The 20,435-nt window shown below is 51.8% G+C and carries 16 protein-coding genes; 5 read left to right on the forward strand and 11 right to left on the reverse strand.

Annotation, left to right across the window (positions count from 1 at the left end):
* Window positions 1–7: 7 nt before the first annotated feature.
* Window positions 8–286 carry an oxidative damage protection protein gene (locus N7E60_RS02630; protein ID WP_069588452.1) on the reverse strand — a complete coding sequence of 93 codons (279 nt, stop codon included), beginning with the start codon at window positions 284–286 and terminating at the stop codon, window positions 8–10.
* On the reverse strand, window positions 283–1,371 hold the full coding sequence (gene mutY / locus N7E60_RS02635; protein ID WP_077455309.1) for an A/G-specific adenine glycosylase: 1,089 nt from the start codon (window positions 1,369–1,371) through the stop codon (window positions 283–285). The genes N7E60_RS02630 and mutY overlap by 4 nt, the downstream gene beginning before the upstream one ends.
* Before the next feature lie 206 nt (window positions 1,372–1,577).
* Between mutY and trmB the strand changes: the two genes are divergently transcribed.
* Together trmB and glsB are read left to right on the forward strand one after the other, a co-directional pair.
* The gene (trmB, locus tag N7E60_RS02640) at window positions 1,578–2,294 is read left to right on the forward strand and encodes a tRNA (guanosine(46)-N7)-methyltransferase TrmB (protein ID WP_077455308.1); all 717 of its coding nucleotides are present in this window, start codon (window positions 1,578–1,580) and stop codon (window positions 2,292–2,294) included.
* A 94-nt stretch (window positions 2,295–2,388) separates the two neighbouring features.
* Window positions 2,389–3,309, forward strand: coding sequence for a glutaminase B (gene glsB / locus N7E60_RS02645; RefSeq protein ID WP_069588473.1), 921 nt, complete (start codon window positions 2,389–2,391; stop codon window positions 3,307–3,309).
* 116 nt (window positions 3,310–3,425) lie between these two features.
* On the opposite strand, the gene hemL is transcribed toward glsB, so the two are convergent.
* A complete protein-coding gene (hemL, locus tag N7E60_RS02650; protein ID WP_077662313.1) occupies window positions 3,426–4,718 on the reverse strand; it encodes a glutamate-1-semialdehyde 2,1-aminomutase in 1,293 nt (430 codons plus the stop codon).
* 214 nt (window positions 4,719–4,932) lie between these two features.
* On the opposite strand from hemL, the gene erpA reads away from it, so the two are divergent.
* Complete coding sequence (erpA, locus tag N7E60_RS02655; RefSeq protein WP_069588460.1) at window positions 4,933–5,274, forward strand: iron-sulfur cluster insertion protein ErpA; 342 nt, start codon at window positions 4,933–4,935, stop codon at window positions 5,272–5,274.
* 89 nt (window positions 5,275–5,363) lie between these two features.
* On the opposite strand, the gene N7E60_RS02660 is transcribed toward erpA, so the two are convergent.
* A complete protein-coding gene (locus N7E60_RS02660; RefSeq protein ID WP_077455306.1) occupies window positions 5,364–6,689 on the reverse strand; it encodes a peptidoglycan DD-metalloendopeptidase family protein in 1,326 nt (441 codons plus the stop codon).
* A gap of 244 nt (window positions 6,690–6,933) precedes the next feature.
* On the opposite strand from N7E60_RS02660, the gene tyrS reads away from it, so the two are divergent.
* Window positions 6,934–8,121 carry a tyrosine--tRNA ligase gene (gene tyrS, locus N7E60_RS02665; RefSeq protein ID WP_069588464.1) on the forward strand — a complete coding sequence of 396 codons (1,188 nt, stop codon included), beginning with the start codon at window positions 6,934–6,936 and terminating at the stop codon, window positions 8,119–8,121.
* Between the two features lie 94 nt (window positions 8,122–8,215).
* On the opposite strand, the gene N7E60_RS02670 is transcribed toward tyrS, so the two are convergent.
* The 7 genes from N7E60_RS02670 to gltB all read right to left on the reverse strand — a co-directional run bounded on the left by N7E60_RS02670 (window position 8,216) and on the right by gltB (window position 18,013).
* Entirely contained in the window at window positions 8,216–8,776 is a 561-nt protein-coding gene (locus N7E60_RS02670; protein ID WP_269598058.1) for a flavodoxin family protein, read from the reverse strand.
* Between the two features lie 75 nt (window positions 8,777–8,851).
* A complete protein-coding gene (locus N7E60_RS02675; protein WP_077662391.1) occupies window positions 8,852–9,463 on the reverse strand; it encodes a TRIC cation channel family protein in 612 nt (203 codons plus the stop codon).
* 20 nt (window positions 9,464–9,483) lie between these two features.
* Complete coding sequence (gene btuF / locus N7E60_RS02680) at window positions 9,484–10,320, reverse strand: vitamin B12 ABC transporter substrate-binding protein BtuF (protein WP_269598059.1); 837 nt, start codon at window positions 10,318–10,320, stop codon at window positions 9,484–9,486.
* A gap of 10 nt (window positions 10,321–10,330) precedes the next feature.
* Window positions 10,331–11,308, reverse strand: a complete 978-nt coding sequence (locus N7E60_RS02685; RefSeq protein ID WP_269598061.1) for a cobalamin biosynthesis protein — start codon at window positions 11,306–11,308, stop codon at window positions 10,331–10,333.
* Window positions 11,309–11,329: 21 nt separating this feature from the next.
* The gene (gene mtnN / locus N7E60_RS02690) at window positions 11,330–12,022 is read right to left on the reverse strand and encodes a 5'-methylthioadenosine/S-adenosylhomocysteine nucleosidase (protein ID WP_069588469.1); all 693 of its coding nucleotides are present in this window, start codon (window positions 12,020–12,022) and stop codon (window positions 11,330–11,332) included.
* Between the two features lie 100 nt (window positions 12,023–12,122).
* Window positions 12,123–13,535, reverse strand: a complete 1,413-nt coding sequence (locus N7E60_RS02695; protein WP_077662309.1) for an FAD-dependent oxidoreductase — start codon at window positions 13,533–13,535, stop codon at window positions 12,123–12,125.
* 11 nt (window positions 13,536–13,546) lie between these two features.
* Complete coding sequence (gltB, locus tag N7E60_RS02700) at window positions 13,547–18,013, reverse strand: glutamate synthase large subunit (RefSeq protein WP_269598063.1); 4,467 nt, start codon at window positions 18,011–18,013, stop codon at window positions 13,547–13,549.
* Between the two features lie 626 nt (window positions 18,014–18,639).
* Between gltB and N7E60_RS02705 the strand changes: the two genes are divergently transcribed.
* Window positions 18,640–20,418 carry a diguanylate cyclase domain-containing protein gene (locus N7E60_RS02705; protein WP_069589787.1) on the forward strand — a complete coding sequence of 593 codons (1,779 nt, stop codon included), beginning with the start codon at window positions 18,640–18,642 and terminating at the stop codon, window positions 20,416–20,418.
* The last annotated feature ends 17 nt before the right edge of the window (window positions 20,419–20,435 follow it).

Here is a 20,435-nt window from a genome sequence, read left to right on the forward strand (position 1 = left end):
GCGCGCGTTATTGGTTATCTTCCGGTGGCACGTAACCATCGATCTGCACGTCTTGGCCTTCGAAAAGGAATTTCACCATCTCAGCCTCGATCAATTTACGGTGCTCGGGATCCATCATATTGAGCTTTTTCTCATTGATGAGCATGGTTTGCTTTTTCTGCCAGTCAGCCCACGCTTCTTTTGAGATGTTATCGTAAATACGCTTACCCAGCTCACCGGGATAGAGTTGAAAATCAAGGCCATCAGCTTCTTTCTGGAGGCGTTGGCAAAATACGGTACGGCTCATAATCTAGGTTCCTCATTATCGCCTGTTTGGGGGCGTTGGCGTTCGTGATTAAGCAAGGTTAACAGCTTTTTCACCGGGGCCGCCAATCCAACTTTTGCGGGTTGTGACAAGTTATACCAAAGCCCTTGATTGGCTTCCATGACGATTTGAGGGCGTTGCGATACCGTGACGCTGATCGGCACGATATCTAAGTGAAAGTGGCTAAAGGTATGGCGAAACGCAGTTAATACTTCGGTGCGTAGCGGGACGAGGCCTTGTAGCTTCTCTTGAATTGCTTGCTCGGCGTGTTGCTCTTCAGCTTGGGGTAAACACCATAGTCCCCCCCAAAGGCCACTGGGTGGGCGCTGCTCTAGCCAGATTTCGTCTTGATACTGAATCAGTAAAAAACTGGTCTGTTTGACCGGTAGCGTTTTTTTCGGTTTTTTTCCGGGAAAATCGAGTTGGCGTCCTTGCGCACGCGCTTCACACCGCTCCGCGACGGGGCAAAGCTCGCACTTCGGCTTGCTGCGGGTACAGATCATAGCGCCCATATCCATCATGGCTTGATTGTACTTATCCGTGTCTGTTGTGGGTGTCAGTGTTTCTGCCAACGCCCAGAGCTTGTTTTCAACTGGTTTTTTACCCGGCCATCCTTCGACGGCAAAGCAACGCGCGAGTGTGCGTTTTACATTGCCGTCGAGTATGGGATGTGGCTGTTTAAGCGATAGGGAAAGTACCGCACCTGCGGTGGAACGTCCCACCCCGGGTAAGGCCATCACGGCCTCTAAGGTGGTAGGAAAAACGCCGTCGTATTGCTCGGCAATCACCTTTGCGGCCTTGTGTAAGTTGCGTGCCCGCGCGTAGTAGCCAAGCCCTGTCCACAAATGGAGAACCTCGTCTTGATCCGCGTTCGCCAAGTCCGTCACAGTTGGGAAGCGTGCCATAAAACGCTCAAAATAAGGAATAACCGTACTGACTTGTGTCTGCTGAAGCATGATTTCACTTAGCCAGACTTTATAAGGCGTCTTGTTTTGCTGCCACGGCAAGGTTTTACGTCCATATTGGTCGTACCATGCCAAGATGGCGTCTGAAAAGGATTGACTCACTGCGATCTCTCTTATTGTTTTGCTCACACGTGCACGGATGCAGGGCACAGGGTACACTAACGACAGGGATCACCAATAGGATCACTTGATCCCAACTTGCGCTGGCGTGAAAACTTTGCATAATGCGCAGTCCGTTTAGATTTCCAACAATCTTGGGTCTTGCGCGAACCATTGAGTCCCAATCACTGCATCACAGGCATACAATCATGACTGAAGTCACTAAAACCGAACTGACCGAGGATGGAAAAGTCATTCGCAAAATTCGCAGCTTTGTGCGTCGCGAAGGCCGGTTAACCAAAGGCCAAGAACAAGCGCTGAATGAATGCTGGCCAACCATGGGCATTGATTTTGAGGCCACTGAATTGGATTGGCAGCAGGTGTTTGGCAATGGCAATCCTGTGGTGTTAGAGATTGGCTTTGGTATGGGGGCTTCCTTGGTTGAAATGGCGAAAAACGCGCCAGAGAAAAACTTTATTGGCATTGAAGTACACACCCCGGGTGTGGGTGCATGCCTGATGGCAGCGCGTGAGGCCGGTGTGACTAACCTGCGTGTGATGTGCCATGATGCGGTGGAAGTGTTTGAACAAATGCTGCCGAAAGAAAGCTTGGATACGGTGCAACTCTTCTTCCCCGACCCGTGGCATAAAAAGCGCCACCACAAACGCCGCATTGTTCAGCTCCCGTTTGCTGAAATGGTCCGAGATAAGCTTAAAGTCGGTGGTGTATTCCATATGGCAACGGACTGGGAAAACTACGCCGAGCATATGATTGAAGTAATGGACGCTGCGCCACACTATCAAAACATCGCCCAAGAGGGGTATTATGTTCCGCGCCCTGATGATCGTCCGCTTACCAAATTTGAGCAACGCGGTCATCGACTCGGTCATGGTGTGTGGGATATTAAATACACACGCACGGCGTGATCGACTGACGCCTTGTGGGCGCCACTTTTCGATGTGCACTGAAAGCCAACCTTGGGTTGGCTTTTTTGTCCCAAGCTGTAAAGGGAGCAAGCAAGTGAAACCCAGTTCTCAATTATTATCTGACATCCTGGATGATGTGCGTCCGCTGATCGGCAAAGGCAAAGTTGCCGACTATATTCCCGCACTGGCCGACGTGCCGAATCATAAGTTAGGCATCGCGGTATGTTACAACGACGGTGAGATCATTCGCGCCGGGGATGCAGATGAAGCCTTTTCGATTCAATCGATCTCCAAGGTGTTGAGCCTAACCCTTGCGATGCAAAACTACAAAGCGGATGAGATTTGGGCGCGTGTTGGCAAAGAGCCCTCTGGACAAGCCTTTAACTCGCTTATTCAGCTTGAGATGGAACAAGGTATCCCGCGTAATCCATTTATCAATGCAGGGGCACTGGTGGTCAGTGACATGCTGCATACGCGTCAATCGGCACCGCGCCAGCGGATGTTGGAGTTTGTTCGCGCGCTGGCGGCAAACCCTCATATTTGCTATGACAAAGTGGTCGCGGACTCGGAAATGCAGCACAGTGACCGCAATGCCGCAATCGCCTATTTGATGCGAGCATTTGGTAATTTTGAAAACGAGGTCGTGCCGGTACTGACCAATTATTTTCATTATTGTGCGCTGAAAATGAGTTGTGTGGACTTGGCGAAAGCGTTTTTCTATCTTGCCAATCAGGGTAAGCCGTTGGGGCGCGCGCGCGCGATCCTCACCAAAACCCAGAGCAAACAATTGAATGCGCTACTGGCTACGTGTGGCTTGTATGATGGTGCGGGTGAATTCGCCTACCGTGTTGGGATGCCGGGCAAATCCGGCGTGGGCGGCGGCATTATTGCGGTCGTTCCCGGTGAAATGTCGATTGCAGTATGGTCGCCTGAGCTTGACCCTTCCGGCAACTCGTTGGCAGGAACCGCGGCTCTTGAGCTCCTATCAGCACGAATTGGGCGCTCGATATTCTAGTTTTTGGCGGTGATGAGGCCTAACACCATCAGCGCAAGTAAAAAAAAGCCCCGCGAGATCTCGCGGGGCTTTTTGCTTGTGACTCAAGCACAGATGTCATCCAAGGTTGCGCGTGCTTATGCCTCAGCGGCTAGGGTAGCAAAGGCATGGTCGGCCGCCGACAAGGTGGCGTCGATCTCTTTTTGCCCGTGCGCTAAGCACGTGAAGCAGGCTTCATAAGCGGACGGTGCAAGATAGACACCTTGCTCTAGCATTAAGTGGAAGAAGCGCTTAAAGCGTTCTGTATCACATTGCTGTACGTCTTTGAAACATGTGACCGTGTCGTTATCGGTGAAGAAGAAACCGAACATTGCGCCGGCTTGGTTGGTGGTCAGTGCAATACCGTGTTTGTCCGCAAGGGCTTTAAAGCCATCGGCCAGTTGCTTGGTGATACTGTCCAGATAATCATGGTTGCCTGGCTGACGCAATTCGCTGAGACAGGCGAGGCCCGCCGCCATAGCCACAGGGTTACCGGCAAGGGTACCGGCTTGATAGACTGGGCCAGTCGGTGCGATATACTCCATTACATCACGACGACCACCAAACGCCCCCACAGGCATACCGCCACCGATGATTTTACCCAGTGTGGTGAGATCGGGTTTCACCCCGTAGTAGGCTTGAGCGCCGCCTAGTGCCACACGAAAGCCGGTCATCACTTCATCAAAGATCAGCAGAGCGCCGAACTCGTCGCAAAGGGCGCGTAGTCCTTCCAAAAAGCCTGGCTGTGGCGGGACGCAGTTCATGTTCCCTGATACAGGCTCAACGATGATACAGGCAATATCGTCTGGATAGGTTTCAAAGGTCTGACGGACAGAGTCGAGATCGTTATAGGTACATGTCAGCGTGTGTTTCGCAAAGTCAGCAGGCACCCCCGGTGAGTTAGGCTCACCCAAGGTGAGAGCGCCAGAGCCCGCTTTAACCAACAGGCAGTCGCCATGACCGTGATAGTTTCCTTCAAACTTGATGAACTTATCCCGCTTGGTAAAGCCGCGCGCCAAACGAATCGCACTCATGGTCGCCTCTGTGCCAGAGTTGACCATGCGGACCATTTCCATCGATGGCACCAGCTCTGCCACTAATTCTGATAATGTGATTTCACTTTCTGTCGGGGCGCCAAAACTTAGGCCACGATGAGCGGCATCAATCACAGCCTCACGAATAGCAGCATGATTGTGACCCAAGATCATCGGGCCCCATGAGCCGACGAAATCAATGTAGGCTTTACCGTCGGCATCGAAAATATAAGCGCCATCGGCGCGCTCCATAAAGACAGGGTCGCCGCCGACGCCGGCAAAAGCACGTACGGGAGAATTCACGCCACCTGGAATGGTGCGTCTTGCTTGTTGGAAAAGTTGTGCTGATTTGGTCATGACATATCCTGTTATGTAAGGCGTAAGCCTAAATTGCGTTGGGGCATTTTAACCAAAGATACGGATCACTGGCGAGATGGAGTATGATTTGATTGACCCCTGAGTGGCAATTTATACGTACTGATCACACCCTCGATCAATCGGGTAATACTTGAACACTTTACTCAGGTATTAGATAATTCAACGCTAAGCACGATGAGCATGTGAGGTAACAATGAGCGATGCACCTTTGCCGTTAGAGTTCTCAGAAGCAGCGGCGACTAAGGTTAAAACGCTGATTCAGGAAGAAGAAAACCCAAATCTGAAACTGCGTGTTTACATTACAGGTGGTGGCTGCAGCGGCTTTCAATATGGCTTTACCTTCGACGAAAACGTGAATGAAGGCGATATGGAAATCGAAAAAAGCGGCGTGAAGTTAGTGGTTGACCCCATGAGCTTGCAATACCTAATGGGCGGTGTGGTGGACTATACCGAAGGGCTCGAAGGCTCACGTTTCTTTGTTAATAACCCGAATGCGACCACGACGTGTGGGTGTGGCGCATCCTTTAGCGTATAACGGGTTCACGAGACGTTCATAGCGGATAGTTATTGACTATCAAACACAAACGGCGCCGACAGGCGCCGTTTGTGTTTATGTGCCGCTGGTTACCCGCCGTTATTGGCGTGATAGCTGAGCGGCCCGACTGAGGCAAGCAGTTGATTAAACTTACTCAGCTGCGCCATGCGTGACTCGGCGAGGCGTACAAAGGCTTGTTTTTCTTGCCCTTGCAGTGATTTAGCTTCGGGTAATTGCACCGTACGCGGGTTTTTATGGACACCATTCACCAAAAACTCATAGTGCAGGTGCGCCCCTGTTACCCGGCCTGTAGCTCCCAAGGTACCAATGATATCCCCTTGTTTGACCCGTTGACCGGTTTTCACTTTACGTTTAGTTAAGTGCAAATACTTGGTGATATAGGTTGAGCTGTGGCGGATAAACACATAGTTGCCATTAAAGCGGTTGTATGAGGCTTTCATGACCACGCCATCCCCCGCGGCTTTGATAGGGGTGCCAACCGGAGCGACATAATCTGTCCCTCGGTGGGGCTTTACGCGTCCTGTCACTGGGTGTAAGCGACGCGGATTAAAGTTCGAACTGACATAACGGAAGTTCACAGGGGAGCGCAAGAAGGCTTTTTTCATCGCTTTGCCCGTGGGGGTGTAATATTTGCCATTCTTGGCACGTACCGCGGTGAACGTATCCCCTCGGTTGGTAAAGGTGGCAGCCAAGATGTTGCCACTCCCAATATGTTCACCCTCAACAAACTCTTCTTCATAAAGCACAGAGAAGCTATCGCCTTCTCGAATATCGAGCGCAAAGTCTACGTCCCAGCCAAAAATCCCGGCAAGCTGCATAATCTGATTCGGATCTAACCCTGCATCGGTAGCGGCCTGCCAGAAATTTGATTTGATGGTAGCGCGGGCGAAGTTCAGTTGTGTATCAATGTTTTTTGTCTCGATGCGTGACTGATATTTATCATCGACCTTGCTCACGATCAGGGTTTCATTGGTGCCGCGTGGCTGAATGAGTTGCACCAGTTCACCGCTTTCATCAACGCCCAAACGCACTTCATCCCCCGGCTTGAGATAGGCCAAGCTTTTGGTACCTTCATCCGCGTTAACCAGACGATAGAGTGTGGTTGGACTCAAACCGGCACGATTAAACAGCAAGGCCATGCTTTCACCATGCTGGACTTCATAACTTTGCCAGTTGATATGACGTTTAAACTGCGCTGGCATTTCACCTTCAGGCGGCAGCAGAGAGACGGCATCAACGGGTAAGGGATAATGCTTGCCAAGTTCAAAATTAGGCTCAGGGCGTGGCGTGCTTGCGCCATCAGGGACAAGGATGAGTAATACCACGAACGCGCTCAGTGCACCTATCGTGAGTTTATGTAATTTAGGTAAAGCTGCGAGTTTTTTTAACGGCATGAAAACTATGTTGAATCACTGCGAATACAAAATATGACAGTCAGATTCCCAATCGGTTTATTGGGGATGATGCCCTGATAATAATTTGACACGGTTAACACAAAGACCACAAACATCTGTTGCCGGCAGCCACTGTGCACACCTTGCACACTGGCTATAAGTCTAACTGGTTTCAAAAACTGTCGCTATTCGAGTAGTATGTCGGTTTATCACATTTTTGCCTATTTTGTAGGAGCGAGAGACTATGGCGAGCCTGGAAGCCGCGCTAGCAGAACTAAAACGTGGCGTTGATGAAGTAATCCCTGAAGACGAGCTGGTTGCCAAGCTTAAAGAAGATCGTCCTCTGCGTATTAAATTGGGTGCAGATCCGACGGCACCGGATATCCACCTTGGGCACACAGTGATCCTAAATAAGCTGCGCGCGTTTCAGGAGCTCGGCCATGAAGTCATCTTCTTGATCGGAGACTATACCGGCATGGTCGGTGATCCGAGTGGTAAAAACACTACCCGTCCACCGTTGACGCGTGAGCAAGTGCTGCAAAACGCAGAAACCTACAAAGAGCAAGTGTTTAAAATTCTCGATCCGGCCAAAACCCGCATTGAGTTTAACTCGACGTGGCTTGGTGAGTTGGGCACTGATGGCATGATCCGCCTTGCGGCAAGCTCAACCGTGGCCCGTATGCTAGAGCGTGATGATTTTAAAAAACGTTACAGCAGCAACCAACCCATTGCGATCCACGAATTTATCTATCCGCTGCTACAAGGGCATGACTCTGTCGCGTTGGAAGCAGACGTAGAACTGGGCGGTACGGATCAGAAGTTTAACCTGCTGATGGGACGTGAGCTACAAAAGCAAGCCGGACAGAAACCGCAAGTTGTTATGACCATGCCGCTGCTGGTGGGGCTGGATGGCGTGAAGAAAATGTCCAAGTCCGCCCATAACTACATCGGTGTGAGCGAACGTCCGGATGATATGTTCGGTAAGATCATGTCTATCTCTGACGATTTGATGTGGGATTACTACGAGCTGTTGTCATTCCGTCCTTTAGAGGAAGTGACTCAGTTCAAGAAAGATGTCGAAGCGGGCAAAAACCCACGTGACATTAAAATCTTGCTAGCGAAAGAGATCATCGCGCGTTTCCACTCAGACGCGGATGCGGATGCGGCCGAGCAGACCTTTATCAATCGTTTCCAAAAAGGGGCGATGCCTGACGAGATGCCAAGCTTTAGCTTCGAGCAAGGCATTGCGATTGGTAACCTTTTGAAAGATGCCGGTTTGGTCAGCTCAACGTCAGATGCGCTGCGTATGATCCGTCAAGGCGCGGTGAAAATTGACGGCGAAAAAGTCGAAGACACTAAGCTGGTGCCAGCGGCGGGCGAAGCCGTTTACCAAGTGGGTAAACGTAAGTTCGCTCGGGTGACGCTCAGCTAATTATCCGTTGAATAGACAAGCCCTCGCCATGTATGCGAGGGCTTTTTTGTGCCTGCATGATCCTGATGCGCATCATGCTCGGCATGAGAGGCAATTAAGTGTGCCACACCCCTTTCAAAGCGCGAACCATGTGTTGGCCCAGATAGAAGGCGGTTTGTAAGCAGGCTTCACTCAGTCCTTCTCCAGTTTCATGGGCGGTGGCGCCATGTGTTGTGCCGGTTGGGTTGATGTTTTCGACCCCGATATTGGCACGACCTAAGCTAAGCCATAGCATATCGTGTTGACTGGCTAATGTTTGGAAGTAGCTGAGGGTGGCTGATTGGTCTCCTCCCGTGTGGCTTCCTACCGTAAACCCAGCTGCAAGCTTACCCCGCCAATCTTGGTGCTCCCACGTTGGGCTGGATGCATCGGCAAACGCTTTAAATTGTGCGCTTGGCCCGCCCATGTAGGTGGGTGCACCAAAAATAATCGCATCCACATCTTTAAGCTGAGTAAAGACCTTTTGGTCGATAAAACGGCCATGTTTAATCACATCAGGCTCAATACGATAGACTAGGGGATCGCCATCGCCTGCTTGGATCCCTTCTGCAATCGTGGTGGCGAGTCCGTGTGTATGGTCACTGACCGAATGATAAATGATTGCAATACGTAACATTGTGGCTCCTTTCTGGTGGCTATCTAACAGTCCTTAGGGTAGAGGCGCGAACTTTCAACCCCCAATCTTTTATGCTTAACGATCAAGGGCAAAGGGTGGCAAGGATAAATGCCAGCGAATCGCCGCTAAGCGGATCAGCAAGGTGGTGACCATGCCTGCAATTGATGCGGTGACGGCATCTGGCCCCACTTCAACTGCGAGTGTATGAACGATCCCGCCAGCAATACATGCGGTGGCATAGACCTCGGTTCTCAGCACCATGGGCACTTCTCTGGCCAACACATCACGAATAATGCCGCCCCCACACGCGGTAATCACACCCATGATTACCGCGACCAGTGGTGAAGTCCCATAGCTTAACGCTTTATCGACACCGATACCGACGAAGACGGCTAAACCGACGGCGTCGGCGCAGGGTAGTACGTACCAAGGGAGTCGGCGGGGGTGGCGAATAAGCAGCATGGTGGCAACACAGGTGGCGAGGATCACCCAAATATATAGCGTGTCACTGATCCAAAACACGGGTGTTGCTCCCATCGCCATATCGCGTACTGTTCCGCCCCCAATCGCAGTGGCGCAGGCAAGGACCACGACGCCAAAAGGGTCCATCCGTAAACGGCCAGCCATGAGTACACCTGAGATAGCAAATACTGCCGTGCCAAATAAATCAAATAAATACAAAATCATGGTTTGGGTCATCATGGGTCCTAGGTTGCGCGGCGCACCGTATCAAGTGCCTCACAGATTTGGGTTGCAGCCTGCAACGCACGGGGCGTTGCTCGCGTTAGCCAGTCTGGGTTTAATTGAAACGCATAGTGCTGAGCAAGGCTGGGGAGTAAGTCTTTCATACTTTGCCAGCTAGCAGGCAGTTCACCACCGGTATAAAACACAGTGTGCGGTTTGCGGGTGATCACTTGCTCCATATTCACTTGCGGATAAGCCGCGGGGCTATCGGCAAAAATGTTTGCGCCGCCACATAGCCTAAAAAGCTGGCTTGGCCAGGCATGATCACTGGCTGTCATTAGTGGCGCACCACTTAATAAATAAAAGTAAGGTACTGACGTTGCGTCTTGATAGCGGGTGCGCAGTGCACGCAGTTTTTGGTCGAAAGCGGCTGCATTTTTCTGTGCTATCTCGGGGTGGCGGCCATAACGGCCCAGTTCGCGAATAAAGCCGCTGATGTTGTCGAGTTTTTCGACATCAAGGTAGCGGATCTCGATACCCAGTTGCGCCAATGTTTCCAGCGGTTTAGGTGGGTTACCGCCTCGCCACGCCAAGATTAAGTCGGGCTTAAGCGCCACAATACGCTCCAGTTTGATGCCCCGATAGTTCGATACGCGCTCAAGCATTTTTGCCTCATCGGGGTAATCACTGTACGCGCTGGCGGCGACGAGTTGTTTACCGAGGCCTGCAGCGTAAGCGAGCTCAGTGGCATGAGGCGCCAGACTGATCACACGAGGTGGGGCAGGGTGTGCATAAGCGGCCGTGGTAAAGAGAAAAGCGGCAACCAAAAGTCCGACGCCGCGAGGAGAGAGACCGAGCATGTTTTTATCCTTACACGATGAGCAAGCATAACGCGCTAAAGGCGATCCAAATGAGCATGCTCACTCTGAGTTTTTGACGTAATAACAAAAGGTGGTAGCAGGCCGGTGTCACGCCACTGCCGATTTTTGTGCGCAATGTTTTGGTGCCTTGATAAATGGCAGGGCCTCCGAGGGAGAGCTGAAAGCGGCTACTGGCGCAAGCCAATAGCCAGCCCGGCCCCGGCGTGCGCCAGCGCTGTCCCTGTTGCCAACACGCTTTAAGGTGCGTGAGTGGGGAACGACCCAGAGCGAACAAGAGGGCAAATAGACGCATAGGAACGTAATCGAGTCCGTTGAGAAGACGTGCGACCGCTAAGCCAAATGGGTAGAAGGTGAGACGGCTCGGCGACCACACGCGCGCAAGACGGACTAAGCTGGCATACAGCAGGGCGCCGACACCACCAAATAGCACAAAATAGAAAATCACACAGGCGCCATGACGTGCGGTGCCAAGCAATAGCGTTTCTGCGCCTGCCTTACCCAGACCGACAATCGACAAAGATTCAGTTTCTCGGTTGACGCGGTTGGCCAAAAGCGCGCGTGCTGTCCCTTTGTCGTGTTGTTCAATGGCATAGGCAAATGCTTGGGAAAACGTATCAATATTGCGCCAATCGAGGGCAAGCCACAGCAGTAGCGCATCAAATAAAGGGCGGAACCAGACCAACTCTCGGGTGGCAATCAGCAAGATCGCCAGTGTGCCACACATGAGTGCCAGTGCCAGCCCACCTGCGAGCTTTCTCTGCCGTTTCGGATCGGTCGGTTGGTTGACTTGGTCGGCTAAAATGAGCGCGTACTGTTGCCAATACTGAAACGGAGAATAATTGGCGGATAAGGGGAGTAACCAATGGATTAATAGCGCCAACCACAGCGCCCAGAAGCTTGGGTGGTTGGCGGCCATAGTCAGCCAATATTGCGGGTTAAGCAGTGCATCCATAATGGCAAGGTTCATCCATGATAAGCGTTCGGAGGGTTAGTCGAAAAGCGCAACCATTTTTTCAACCATGGCGGACGAGCTTTTCGCAGCCAGCGGCAAAAACTCTTCAAACGTCATCGGTGATTCTTTTTCTGCCACCACATCAGAGATGGCGCGCACGACCACAAATGGGATCTTAAACTGGGCGCACACTTGTGCAATCGCCGCCGCTTCCATCTCTGCCGCTACCGCTTTAGGGAAGTGGGTGCGAATGTGTTGACGGTGTGCATCTGTGTGCACAAAGGTATCCGCGGTGCAGATTAACCCGCGTACCACGTGTGTCTCGTCATCAATGGCTTTCTCGGCCAGTGCCATCAGTGCGTCGTCGGAGTCAAAGTGAGCCGGTTGCTGAGGAACTTGACCCATCTGGTAGCCAAATGCGGTTGCATCCGCGTCGTGGTAACACACTTGCGAGGAAATAACGACGTCACCGAGGTTTAATGAGGGTTCAAAAGCGCCGGCTGATCCGGTGTTAATCACGCAATCTGGCTTAAACTGTGACAGCAACAAGGTGGTGCCGACTGCTGCCGATACTTTACCAATGCCTGATTGGAGCAATACCACGTCACGGCCCTGCAGTGTGCCAGAGTAGAAGGTGCAACCTCCTTCGTGATGAGTGGTAAGGTTCGCGAGCTTATCACGCAGCAGGGTAATTTCCTGCTCCATAGCGCCAATAATGCCGATTTTCATCTTGATGATCCTGTTAGCACATAGAATGGGGTTAGTGTACATGAGGCAATAAAAAAGTGCCTCCTTTGAGGCACTTCTATTCAGTCGGGGTGGGAGAGGATCAGACTTCGAGGTAGTCCATGATCCCTTCGGCCGCTTTCCGCCCTTCATCAATGGCGGTGACCACTAAATCTGACCCGCGCACTGCATCACCACCGGCAAAAATTTTCGGGTTGGTGGTTTGATATAAGATGTCCCCTTTGGCTGGCGCTTTGATGCGACCACGCTCGTCAAGGGCCACATCATAGGGCTCCAGCCACTCCATGGCATGAGGTTGGAAACCGAACGCCATGATCACGGCGTCTGCTTCTAGCACATGCTCACTGCCCTCAATCGGCTCTGGGCGACGACGACCTGCAGCATCAGGCTCACCGAGCTGGGTTTTTACCACGGTAACCCCGCGCACGTTGCCGTTTTCGTCGACTTCAATGCCAAGCGGCTGAAGGTTGAACATAAAGTTCACACCTTCCTCACGCGCGTTTTTCACCTCGCGGCGCGAGCCGGGCATATTCGCTTCGTCACGACGGTAGGCACAAGTCACACTGGCGGCTTGTTGACGAATGGAGGTACGGACACAGTCCATCGCCGTATCGCCTCCCCCGAGGACTACCACACGCTTACCCGCCATATCGATGAAGGGCGGCGCGTTCTTCAGTTCCATCACTTTGTAGGTGTTGGAGACTAAAAATGGCAGTGCATCAAACACACCGGGTGCGTCCTCGTTGGCAAGACCAGCTCGCATGTACTTGTACGTCCCGACACCGAGGAAGACCGCATCAAACTCATCAATCAAGGTCTGCATGGCCACATCTTTACCGACTTCGGTGTTGAGACGAAACTCCACGCCCATTTCGGTGAAAATCCGTTGGCGGTTGCGCATCACCTCTTTTTCCAGTTTGAATGACGGGATCCCGAAGGTGAGCAAGCCACCAATTTCCGGATAGCGATCAAACACCACGGGTTTGACGCCATTGCGCACCAACACATCGGCACACGCAAGCCCTGCTGGGCCGGCACCGATTACAGCCACTTTTTTGTCTGTCCACTCAACATGTGACATGTCGGGCTTCCAGCCCATTTCAAACGCTTTATCGGTGATGTACTTTTCGACATTACCGATGGTCACAGCGCCAAAGTCATCATTGAGCGTACAGTCACCTTCGCAAAGCCGGTCTTGAGGACACACGCGGCCACAGACCTCAGGCAGACTATTGGTTTGGTGCGATAGCTCAACGGCTTCTAAGATGCGCCCCTCATTGGCTAGCTTTAGCCATTGTGGAATGTAGTTATGCACGGGGCACTTCCACTCACAATAGGGGTTACCGCAATCTAAGCAGCGATCGGCTTGTGCCGACGCTTCTTTTTCGGTGAACGGCTCGTAGATTTCCACGAACTCTATTTTGCGGGTATCAATCGGCTTTTTTCGCGGGTCGATACGCTGCACATCGATAAACTGATATACGTTCTGGCTCATGGATCCCTCCTTTACTGCGCCTGAACTCGCAGCTCGGCAGCGCTGCGACTCTGGTGGCCTAACAAGGTGCTGACATCAGCGGCTTTAGGTTTGACCAAATAGAAACGGTGTACCCATTGGTCAAAATCAGCCAGCAGTTGTTGCGCACGATCTGAACCTGTCAGCTCTAAATGTTGCGCGATCAGTCCGCGTAAGTGCTCTTGATGAATGGCCAGTGATTCTAGCGACAGCGCTTCAACCAACTCTGGATTGATGCGGCCGTTAAAATCGCCTTCCTCATCGAGCACATAGGCAAAGCCGCCGGTCATTCCAGCGCCAAAGTTGACGCCAGTGCGACCTAAAATCGCGACGATACCGCCCGTCATATACTCACAGGCGTTATCTCCTGCGCCTTCGACGATCGCATGGGCCCCTGAGTTACGCACGGCGAACCGTTCGCCTGCTTTCCCTGCCGCAAACAGCTTGCCACCAGTGGCACCATACAGGCAGGTATTGCCCATGATGGTGGACTCATGACTGGCAAAGGCGGATCCCACAGGAGGACGGATCACGATCTCACCGCCACTCATCCCTTTGCCGACATAGTCATTGGCATCGCCGACAAGGGTGATATTAACCCCTGCCGCATTCCACACCCCGAGAGATTGACCCGCTGTGCCTTGCAATTGAATATCCAGAGGATTGGCTGCCATGCCCGTGTTGCCATAGCGTTTTGCAATCGCGCCAGAGAGGCTAGCACCGACTGAACGGTCGGTATTGCGTACCGATTTGTAGATGCTGGCTCGTCGGTTAGCGTCAATCGCCTCCCCTAGCTCACTGAGCAAGGCTTGGTTAAGCGGTGCATTATCAAAAGGCGTATTAGGCTCACTGCAATATAAGGTTTTGCCCGGCCAGGGTGTGGGCGCCTCTAGAATATGGCTCAAATCGAGCTTTAGTTGCTTGGCGGTAAAGCCATCAACTGCTTCCAGCAAGTCCGTTCGGCCAATGAGATCGGTGAGCTTTTCGACACCAAGCTCAGCGAGTAGCTCGCGGACTTCTTCGCCTAAGCCTTTAAAGAAGTTCATCACCTGCTCAGGTAAGCCTTTAAAGTAGTCGCGACGAAGCGTGTCATCTTGGGTCGCCACACCGGTTGCACAGTTATTCAGGTGGCAAATACGCAAATATTTACAGCCCAACGCCACCATAGGCGCGGTGCCAAAGCCGAAGCTCTCTGCACCTAAAATGGCGGCCTTTACAATATCGAGGCCAGTTTTGAGCCCGCCATCGACTTGTAAGCGAATTTTGTGGCGTAAGCCATTTTCCACGAGGGCTTGCTGGGTTTCGGCAAGGCCTAATTCCCAAGGGCTACCGGCGTATTTCACGGAGGTCAACGGGCTTGCCCCTGTGCCGCCGTCATACCCTGAAATGGTGATCAGGTCGGCATAGGCTTTTGCCACACCGGTAGCAATGGTGCCCACGCCCGGTTCAGAGACCAGTTTGACCGATACCAATGCGCTTGGGTTGACCTGCTTTAAATCAAAAATCAGCTGCGCCAAGTCTTCAATCGAGTAGATATCATGGTGTGGCGGTGGCGAAATCAAGGTGACACCTGGGACTGAGAAACGCAATTTGGCGATCTCTGCCGTGACTTTATGGCCGGGCAATTGTCCGCCTTCACCGGGTTTCGCCCCTTGTGCAACTTTGATTTGCAGCACATCGGCATTGGTGAGGTAGTGGGGAGTGACCCCAAAACGGCCCGATGCAATTTGCTTGATTTTGGAGTTACGCTCGCTATTGAAACGGCGTGGGTCTTCCCCCCCTTCACCGGAGTTCGAGTGGCCGCCAAGGCGGTTCATCGCAATGGCTAACGCTTCGTGCGCTTCAGGGCTCAAAGCACCAATAGACATGGCCGCGGAATCAAAGCGTTTAAATAGCTCGGTGGCGGGTTCAATGCGTTCAAGTGGTAATGGTGTATCGGCTTTTTTCAAGCGCATTAGGTCGCGCAAGGTTGCCACCGGACGTTCATTCACCGTTTTCGCGTAGGTTTTGTAGTCCATCGCTTCCCCAGAGCGCACTGCACTTTGCAGATTTTTTACGACATCTGGGTTGTAAGCGTGATACTCGCCATCGTGGACGTATTTGAGTAACCCACCATGCTCTAGCGGCTTACGTTTAATCCAAGCACGACGAGAAAGGTTGACTAAGTCTTGCTGGAAATCATCAAAGTTCGCCCCTTGAATGCGGCTTGCGACACCTTTAAAGCAAAGCTCTACCACATCGTCATGCAGGCCGACCGCTTCAAACAGCTGCGAACAGCGGTAAGAGGCAATGGTCGAGATCCCCATTTTTGACATGATTTTAAATAGGCCCTTGTTGATGCCATTTCTAAAATTCACCATCACATCGCGATAGGGCTTTTTGATTGCGCCAATGTCGACTTGATTGGCTAGCGTTTCGTAGGCGAGATACGGGTAGATAGCCGTGGCACCAAAGCCGAGTAATACGGCAAATTGGTGCGGATCGCGTGCACTCCCGGTTTCAATGATGATGTTGGCATCACAGCGCAAGTTTTCGCGGACCAGACGCTTTTGCACCGCCCCGACAGCCATAGCGGCAGGGATAGGGAGTTTGTTTTTGTTGATGCTACGATCAGACAGGACTACCAGTACCGTGCCATCGCGCACGCAGCGCTCGGCTTGATCGCAAAGATCTAAGATGGCCTGCTGCAGATCTTTCTCGTTCGGATCGTAGTTAATATCGAGAATGCTGTTGCGATAATAGGTATCGTCGAGCTCGAGTAACTGCACCATGTCTGAGAATAAGAGCACGGGCGATTTAAACGCGACGCGCTCAGCGTGGCCATCGGTCTCGCAGAAAACGTTCATTTCTCGGCCGATACAGGTGGCCAGTGACATCACGTGGTTTTCACGCAAGGGATCAATGGGTGGGTTGGTAACCTGAGCAAACTTCTGACGGAAGTAGTCACTCACACAGCGGGGACGAGAAGATAATACTGCCATTGGCGTATCATCGCCCATCGAACCGGTCGCTTCTTGACCGATATCCCCGAGCACCTTGACGACTTGCTCGACTTCCTCGTTCGACATCCCAAACAGCTTTTGGTAAACCTTCAATTGGGTGTCTTGCAAGCTCCGGCTGCCTTCGCTGGCATCATCATCAAGTTCTTCAAACGGGGTCAGGCGACGCACGTGAGCATCGAGCCATTCCCGATAGGGGTGGCGACTTTTCAGTTCATTATCGATTTCCGCTGAGTGCCAAATTTTGCCTTCTCGGGTATCGATCACCAGCAATTCACCCGGGCCAACACGCCCTTTTTCAGCGACCTCATCAGGCGCGTAATCCCAAATGCCAATTTCAGAGGCGAGGGTGATGAATTTATCTTTAGTGACCACATAACGCGCAGGGCGTAAGCCGTTGCGGTCGAGATTACAAGCCGCATAACGGCCGTCAGACATCACAATACCGGCAGGACCATCCCATGGCTCCATGTGCATGGAGTTAAAGTCATAGAATGCACGCAGCTCATCATCCATATCCGGATGGTTTTGCCAAGCGGGTGGCACAAGCAGGCGCATGGCGCGGAAGAGATCCATACCACCGGACAAAAACACTTCAAGCATGTTATCGAGGCTCGACGAATCCGACCCTGATTCATTGACAAAAGGCGCGGCCTGATGGAGGTCTGGCAATAAGGGCGAGTTAAATTTGTATGCCCGTGTGCGTGCCCATTGGCGGTTACCTTCAATGGTGTTGATTTCACCATTGTGTGCAAGGTAACGGAACGGTTGAGCGAGCGGCCAGCGTGGTTGCGTGTTAGTGCTAAAACGCTGGTGGAATAAACAGATCGAAGACTCGAGGCGTAAATCGGCCAAATCAGTGTAAAAGCGCGGCAAATCTGCCGGCATACACAAGCCTTTGTAGACGATGGTTTGGGTCGACAGACTGGTAATGTAGAAGTCTGTGTCGTCAGCCAACGCTTTTTCTGCGCGGCGGCGCGCAATATACAGGCGACGCTCTAAATCGCGTGCGCGCCAACCGGCTGGGCCGTTAATAAAGACTTGTTCGATAACGGGGAGTGACTGCTTGGCGATTTCACCCAGCACGTCAGGGTTGGTTGGTACCGTACGCCAACCAACCACGGAGAGTGTTTCGGCAGCAATTTCTTGTTCAAACACCGCGCGGGCGCGCTGCGCCTTCACCGGATCTGTGCTCAGGAAAAGCATTCCTACCGCATACAAACGGCTTAGGTTCCATTGGTTTTGTTCGGCAATAAGGCGAAAGAAACGGTCGGGCTTTTGGAGCAATAACCCACAACCGTCCCCGGTTTTACCATCGGAGTTAATCCCTCCGCGGTGGGTCATGCGATCAAGTGCGGAAATGGCGGTACGAACCAACTTGTGGCTGGGCTCACCTTCTTGATGGGCGATCAAACCAAAACCACAGTTATCCTTTTCCAACATTGGGTTGTACAGCGACATTGCAATTCTCCCTTGCTACTGCGTCACTCGCAGTGATTGCATTTATTGTCGTGATCCTCCTGACCACTCTGAAAGCGTCTAGGACTGTGACAGCTCACCCGTTATGTTGTGTTTTTTTAACGGGAAAATCGCGTGCTTGTAAGTAATTAAATTACTGATTTTCAACGCGATGCCTAGCCTGCCGTATCCAGAAAGCGCTATTCAGCGACCTTTCAAATTAACGGCAAAGCAGTTAAAGGTCAAATTTTATTATGCAGCCTTTATGCACCATGAAGCTTGGTGTGATGTCAATTAAACACCTGATATTTTCAGGTTTTGTGTCAATTTTTTCAGGAATAATAGCTATTCGCGTTTATGCTGTTTTGTTAAATAATTATTAATTTAAGGCCAAATTCGAGCATAAATTCTAACCAACTAAAGAAATAAAGCAGGGTGCGTTTTATGTCTTCAGTTTCATAGCAAGATACGCTGTGATTTGATGTAAAAAAATGACAACTGACAGTAAAAACCTGTGAGGCACGTAGCCATGTATTTTGAGAAAACTGTGGCAAAATAGCGGTTCCATAAGCGGCGCAATGGAAAAAGATGTCGCGAATCAAGGATGGTTGTGATCACACAGGAGCCGCATGGCATTTTTCATTTTATTTACATTTCTTGTTTTAGGTGCGGTGCTTGGCTACGCGTGGCGTGCGCGACAAGAAACCGTCGCGTTAACCCATTGGCGTGTGTATATGGCTGATCTCGATACTCCCCATGCCATTGTTACCGCCGATGAGGGTGACATCTTGTATGCCAATGCTGCCTGTGTGGAGGCATTTTCATTGGTGGACAGCAAAAGCCACTTTAAAACGGCCAATGAGCACCAGCGACAAGCAGTACGTGCCTTTATTGTTGCGCAGCAGTGGCCACGTCCTTTCTCTAATGTCGAAGCTAAGGTCAAAGCACCCGGCGCGAATCGAGTACGCATTGGCGTGCGCTTGTCGGGCTTACCCATTCGTTGTCGGCGTAAAAAAGCATGGTTGGTGTCGCTAGCACCACTGGCGCGCCACGCGCAATGGCAGCTACAGCATCAAGAACATGGTGTTTTGCTTAGCGTGATTAATTCGTTGGCTGAATTGGTTTGCTTTCAAGATGTCGATGGCAATGTGGTGGGAACCAATGCGGCCTTTGACCGCTTTTGGCGAGGCCGCGAGCAAGAGGGCATTATGTGGCATGCCGATCAGCCTTTGTCTGGCTCAAAGACGGTGCGTACGTGGGCATCGCAACTAAACGGCGAAAGCTGTTTGCTTGAAACCAATATCACCGCGCTTAAAAATGATCAGCAACAGGTGGTTGGCACCTTGAGCATCAGTCATGATGTGACCGACTGGCACCAAATGCAGCAAAGTTTGCAACGCGAGGTGCATCATCGCCAATCGGCCGAACAAGCGCTTCAGCAACGGAGCAATTTATTGAGCGCGATTTTTAATGCCAGTGTGGATCCGATTGGGATCTTTGATCAGGACTATTACCACCTTGCCTGTAATCAAGCCTATGCCGATGCGCTTGGGGTCTCCATTGAAGCGCTTGAAACCTCTCCAGCGCAAGAGGTCGTCGATGCAGATATTTTTGATCAGCATCGTCAGCGCGATCAGCATGTACTGGATACTGGGGAAACCGTGACCTATGAAGATGTGATTTGGCGGCCCAGCGGCGAGCAAACTTGGTTTGAAGTGACTAAATCGCGTATTGATGATCCGGTGACTGACAGCTTTGCAGTACTGGTGATGGCACGCGATATCACCGAACGTAAGCACACCCAACAACAGCTGGCGGATGCGATCATGTCATTCCAAGAAATGAGCTTCGTGGATAGTTTGACCCAAGTGGCGAATCGACGCAGCTTTGATGAGCAACTGCGCAAGTTGTGGCGCTCACACGCCCGTGAACAAACGCCGCTTGCCTTGATCCTCTGTGACATCGACCATTTCAAACTTTACAACGATAATTACGGCCATCAACAAGGCGACTGGGCCTTGCAGCAAGTGGCGAACGCTTTTAAGTCGGCGATTAATCGACCACTTGATGCGGTCGCGCGTTATGGGGGAGAGGAATTTGCTATTGTATTGCCTCACACTGAGCTTGATGGGGCCGCCTTAGTTGCCGAGCGGGCAAGAGCTGCGTTGGCCGAGCGTGAAATCGCGCATCAGTATTCGCCGGTCGCAGCGGTGATGACCGCGAGTCTCGGCGTTGCGTGTATGATCCCCTCACCCGAAGGGGATTATGGGGAGCTTATCCATCAAGCCGACTTAGCCATGTACCAGGCGAAGCGACTTGGGCGTAATCAAGTCAGCTTAATGGGACCAACGTCTTGCGTCACAGAGAATGATGCGCCGCGCCCTGAGCCTGAACACTTCCACTCTTAACTGGCGTGTAGTAAGCC

Source organism: Salinivibrio proteolyticus (assembly GCF_027286365.1).
In the GTDB taxonomy this organism is placed as follows: Bacteria; Pseudomonadota; Gammaproteobacteria; order Enterobacterales; family Vibrionaceae; genus Salinivibrio; species Salinivibrio proteolyticus.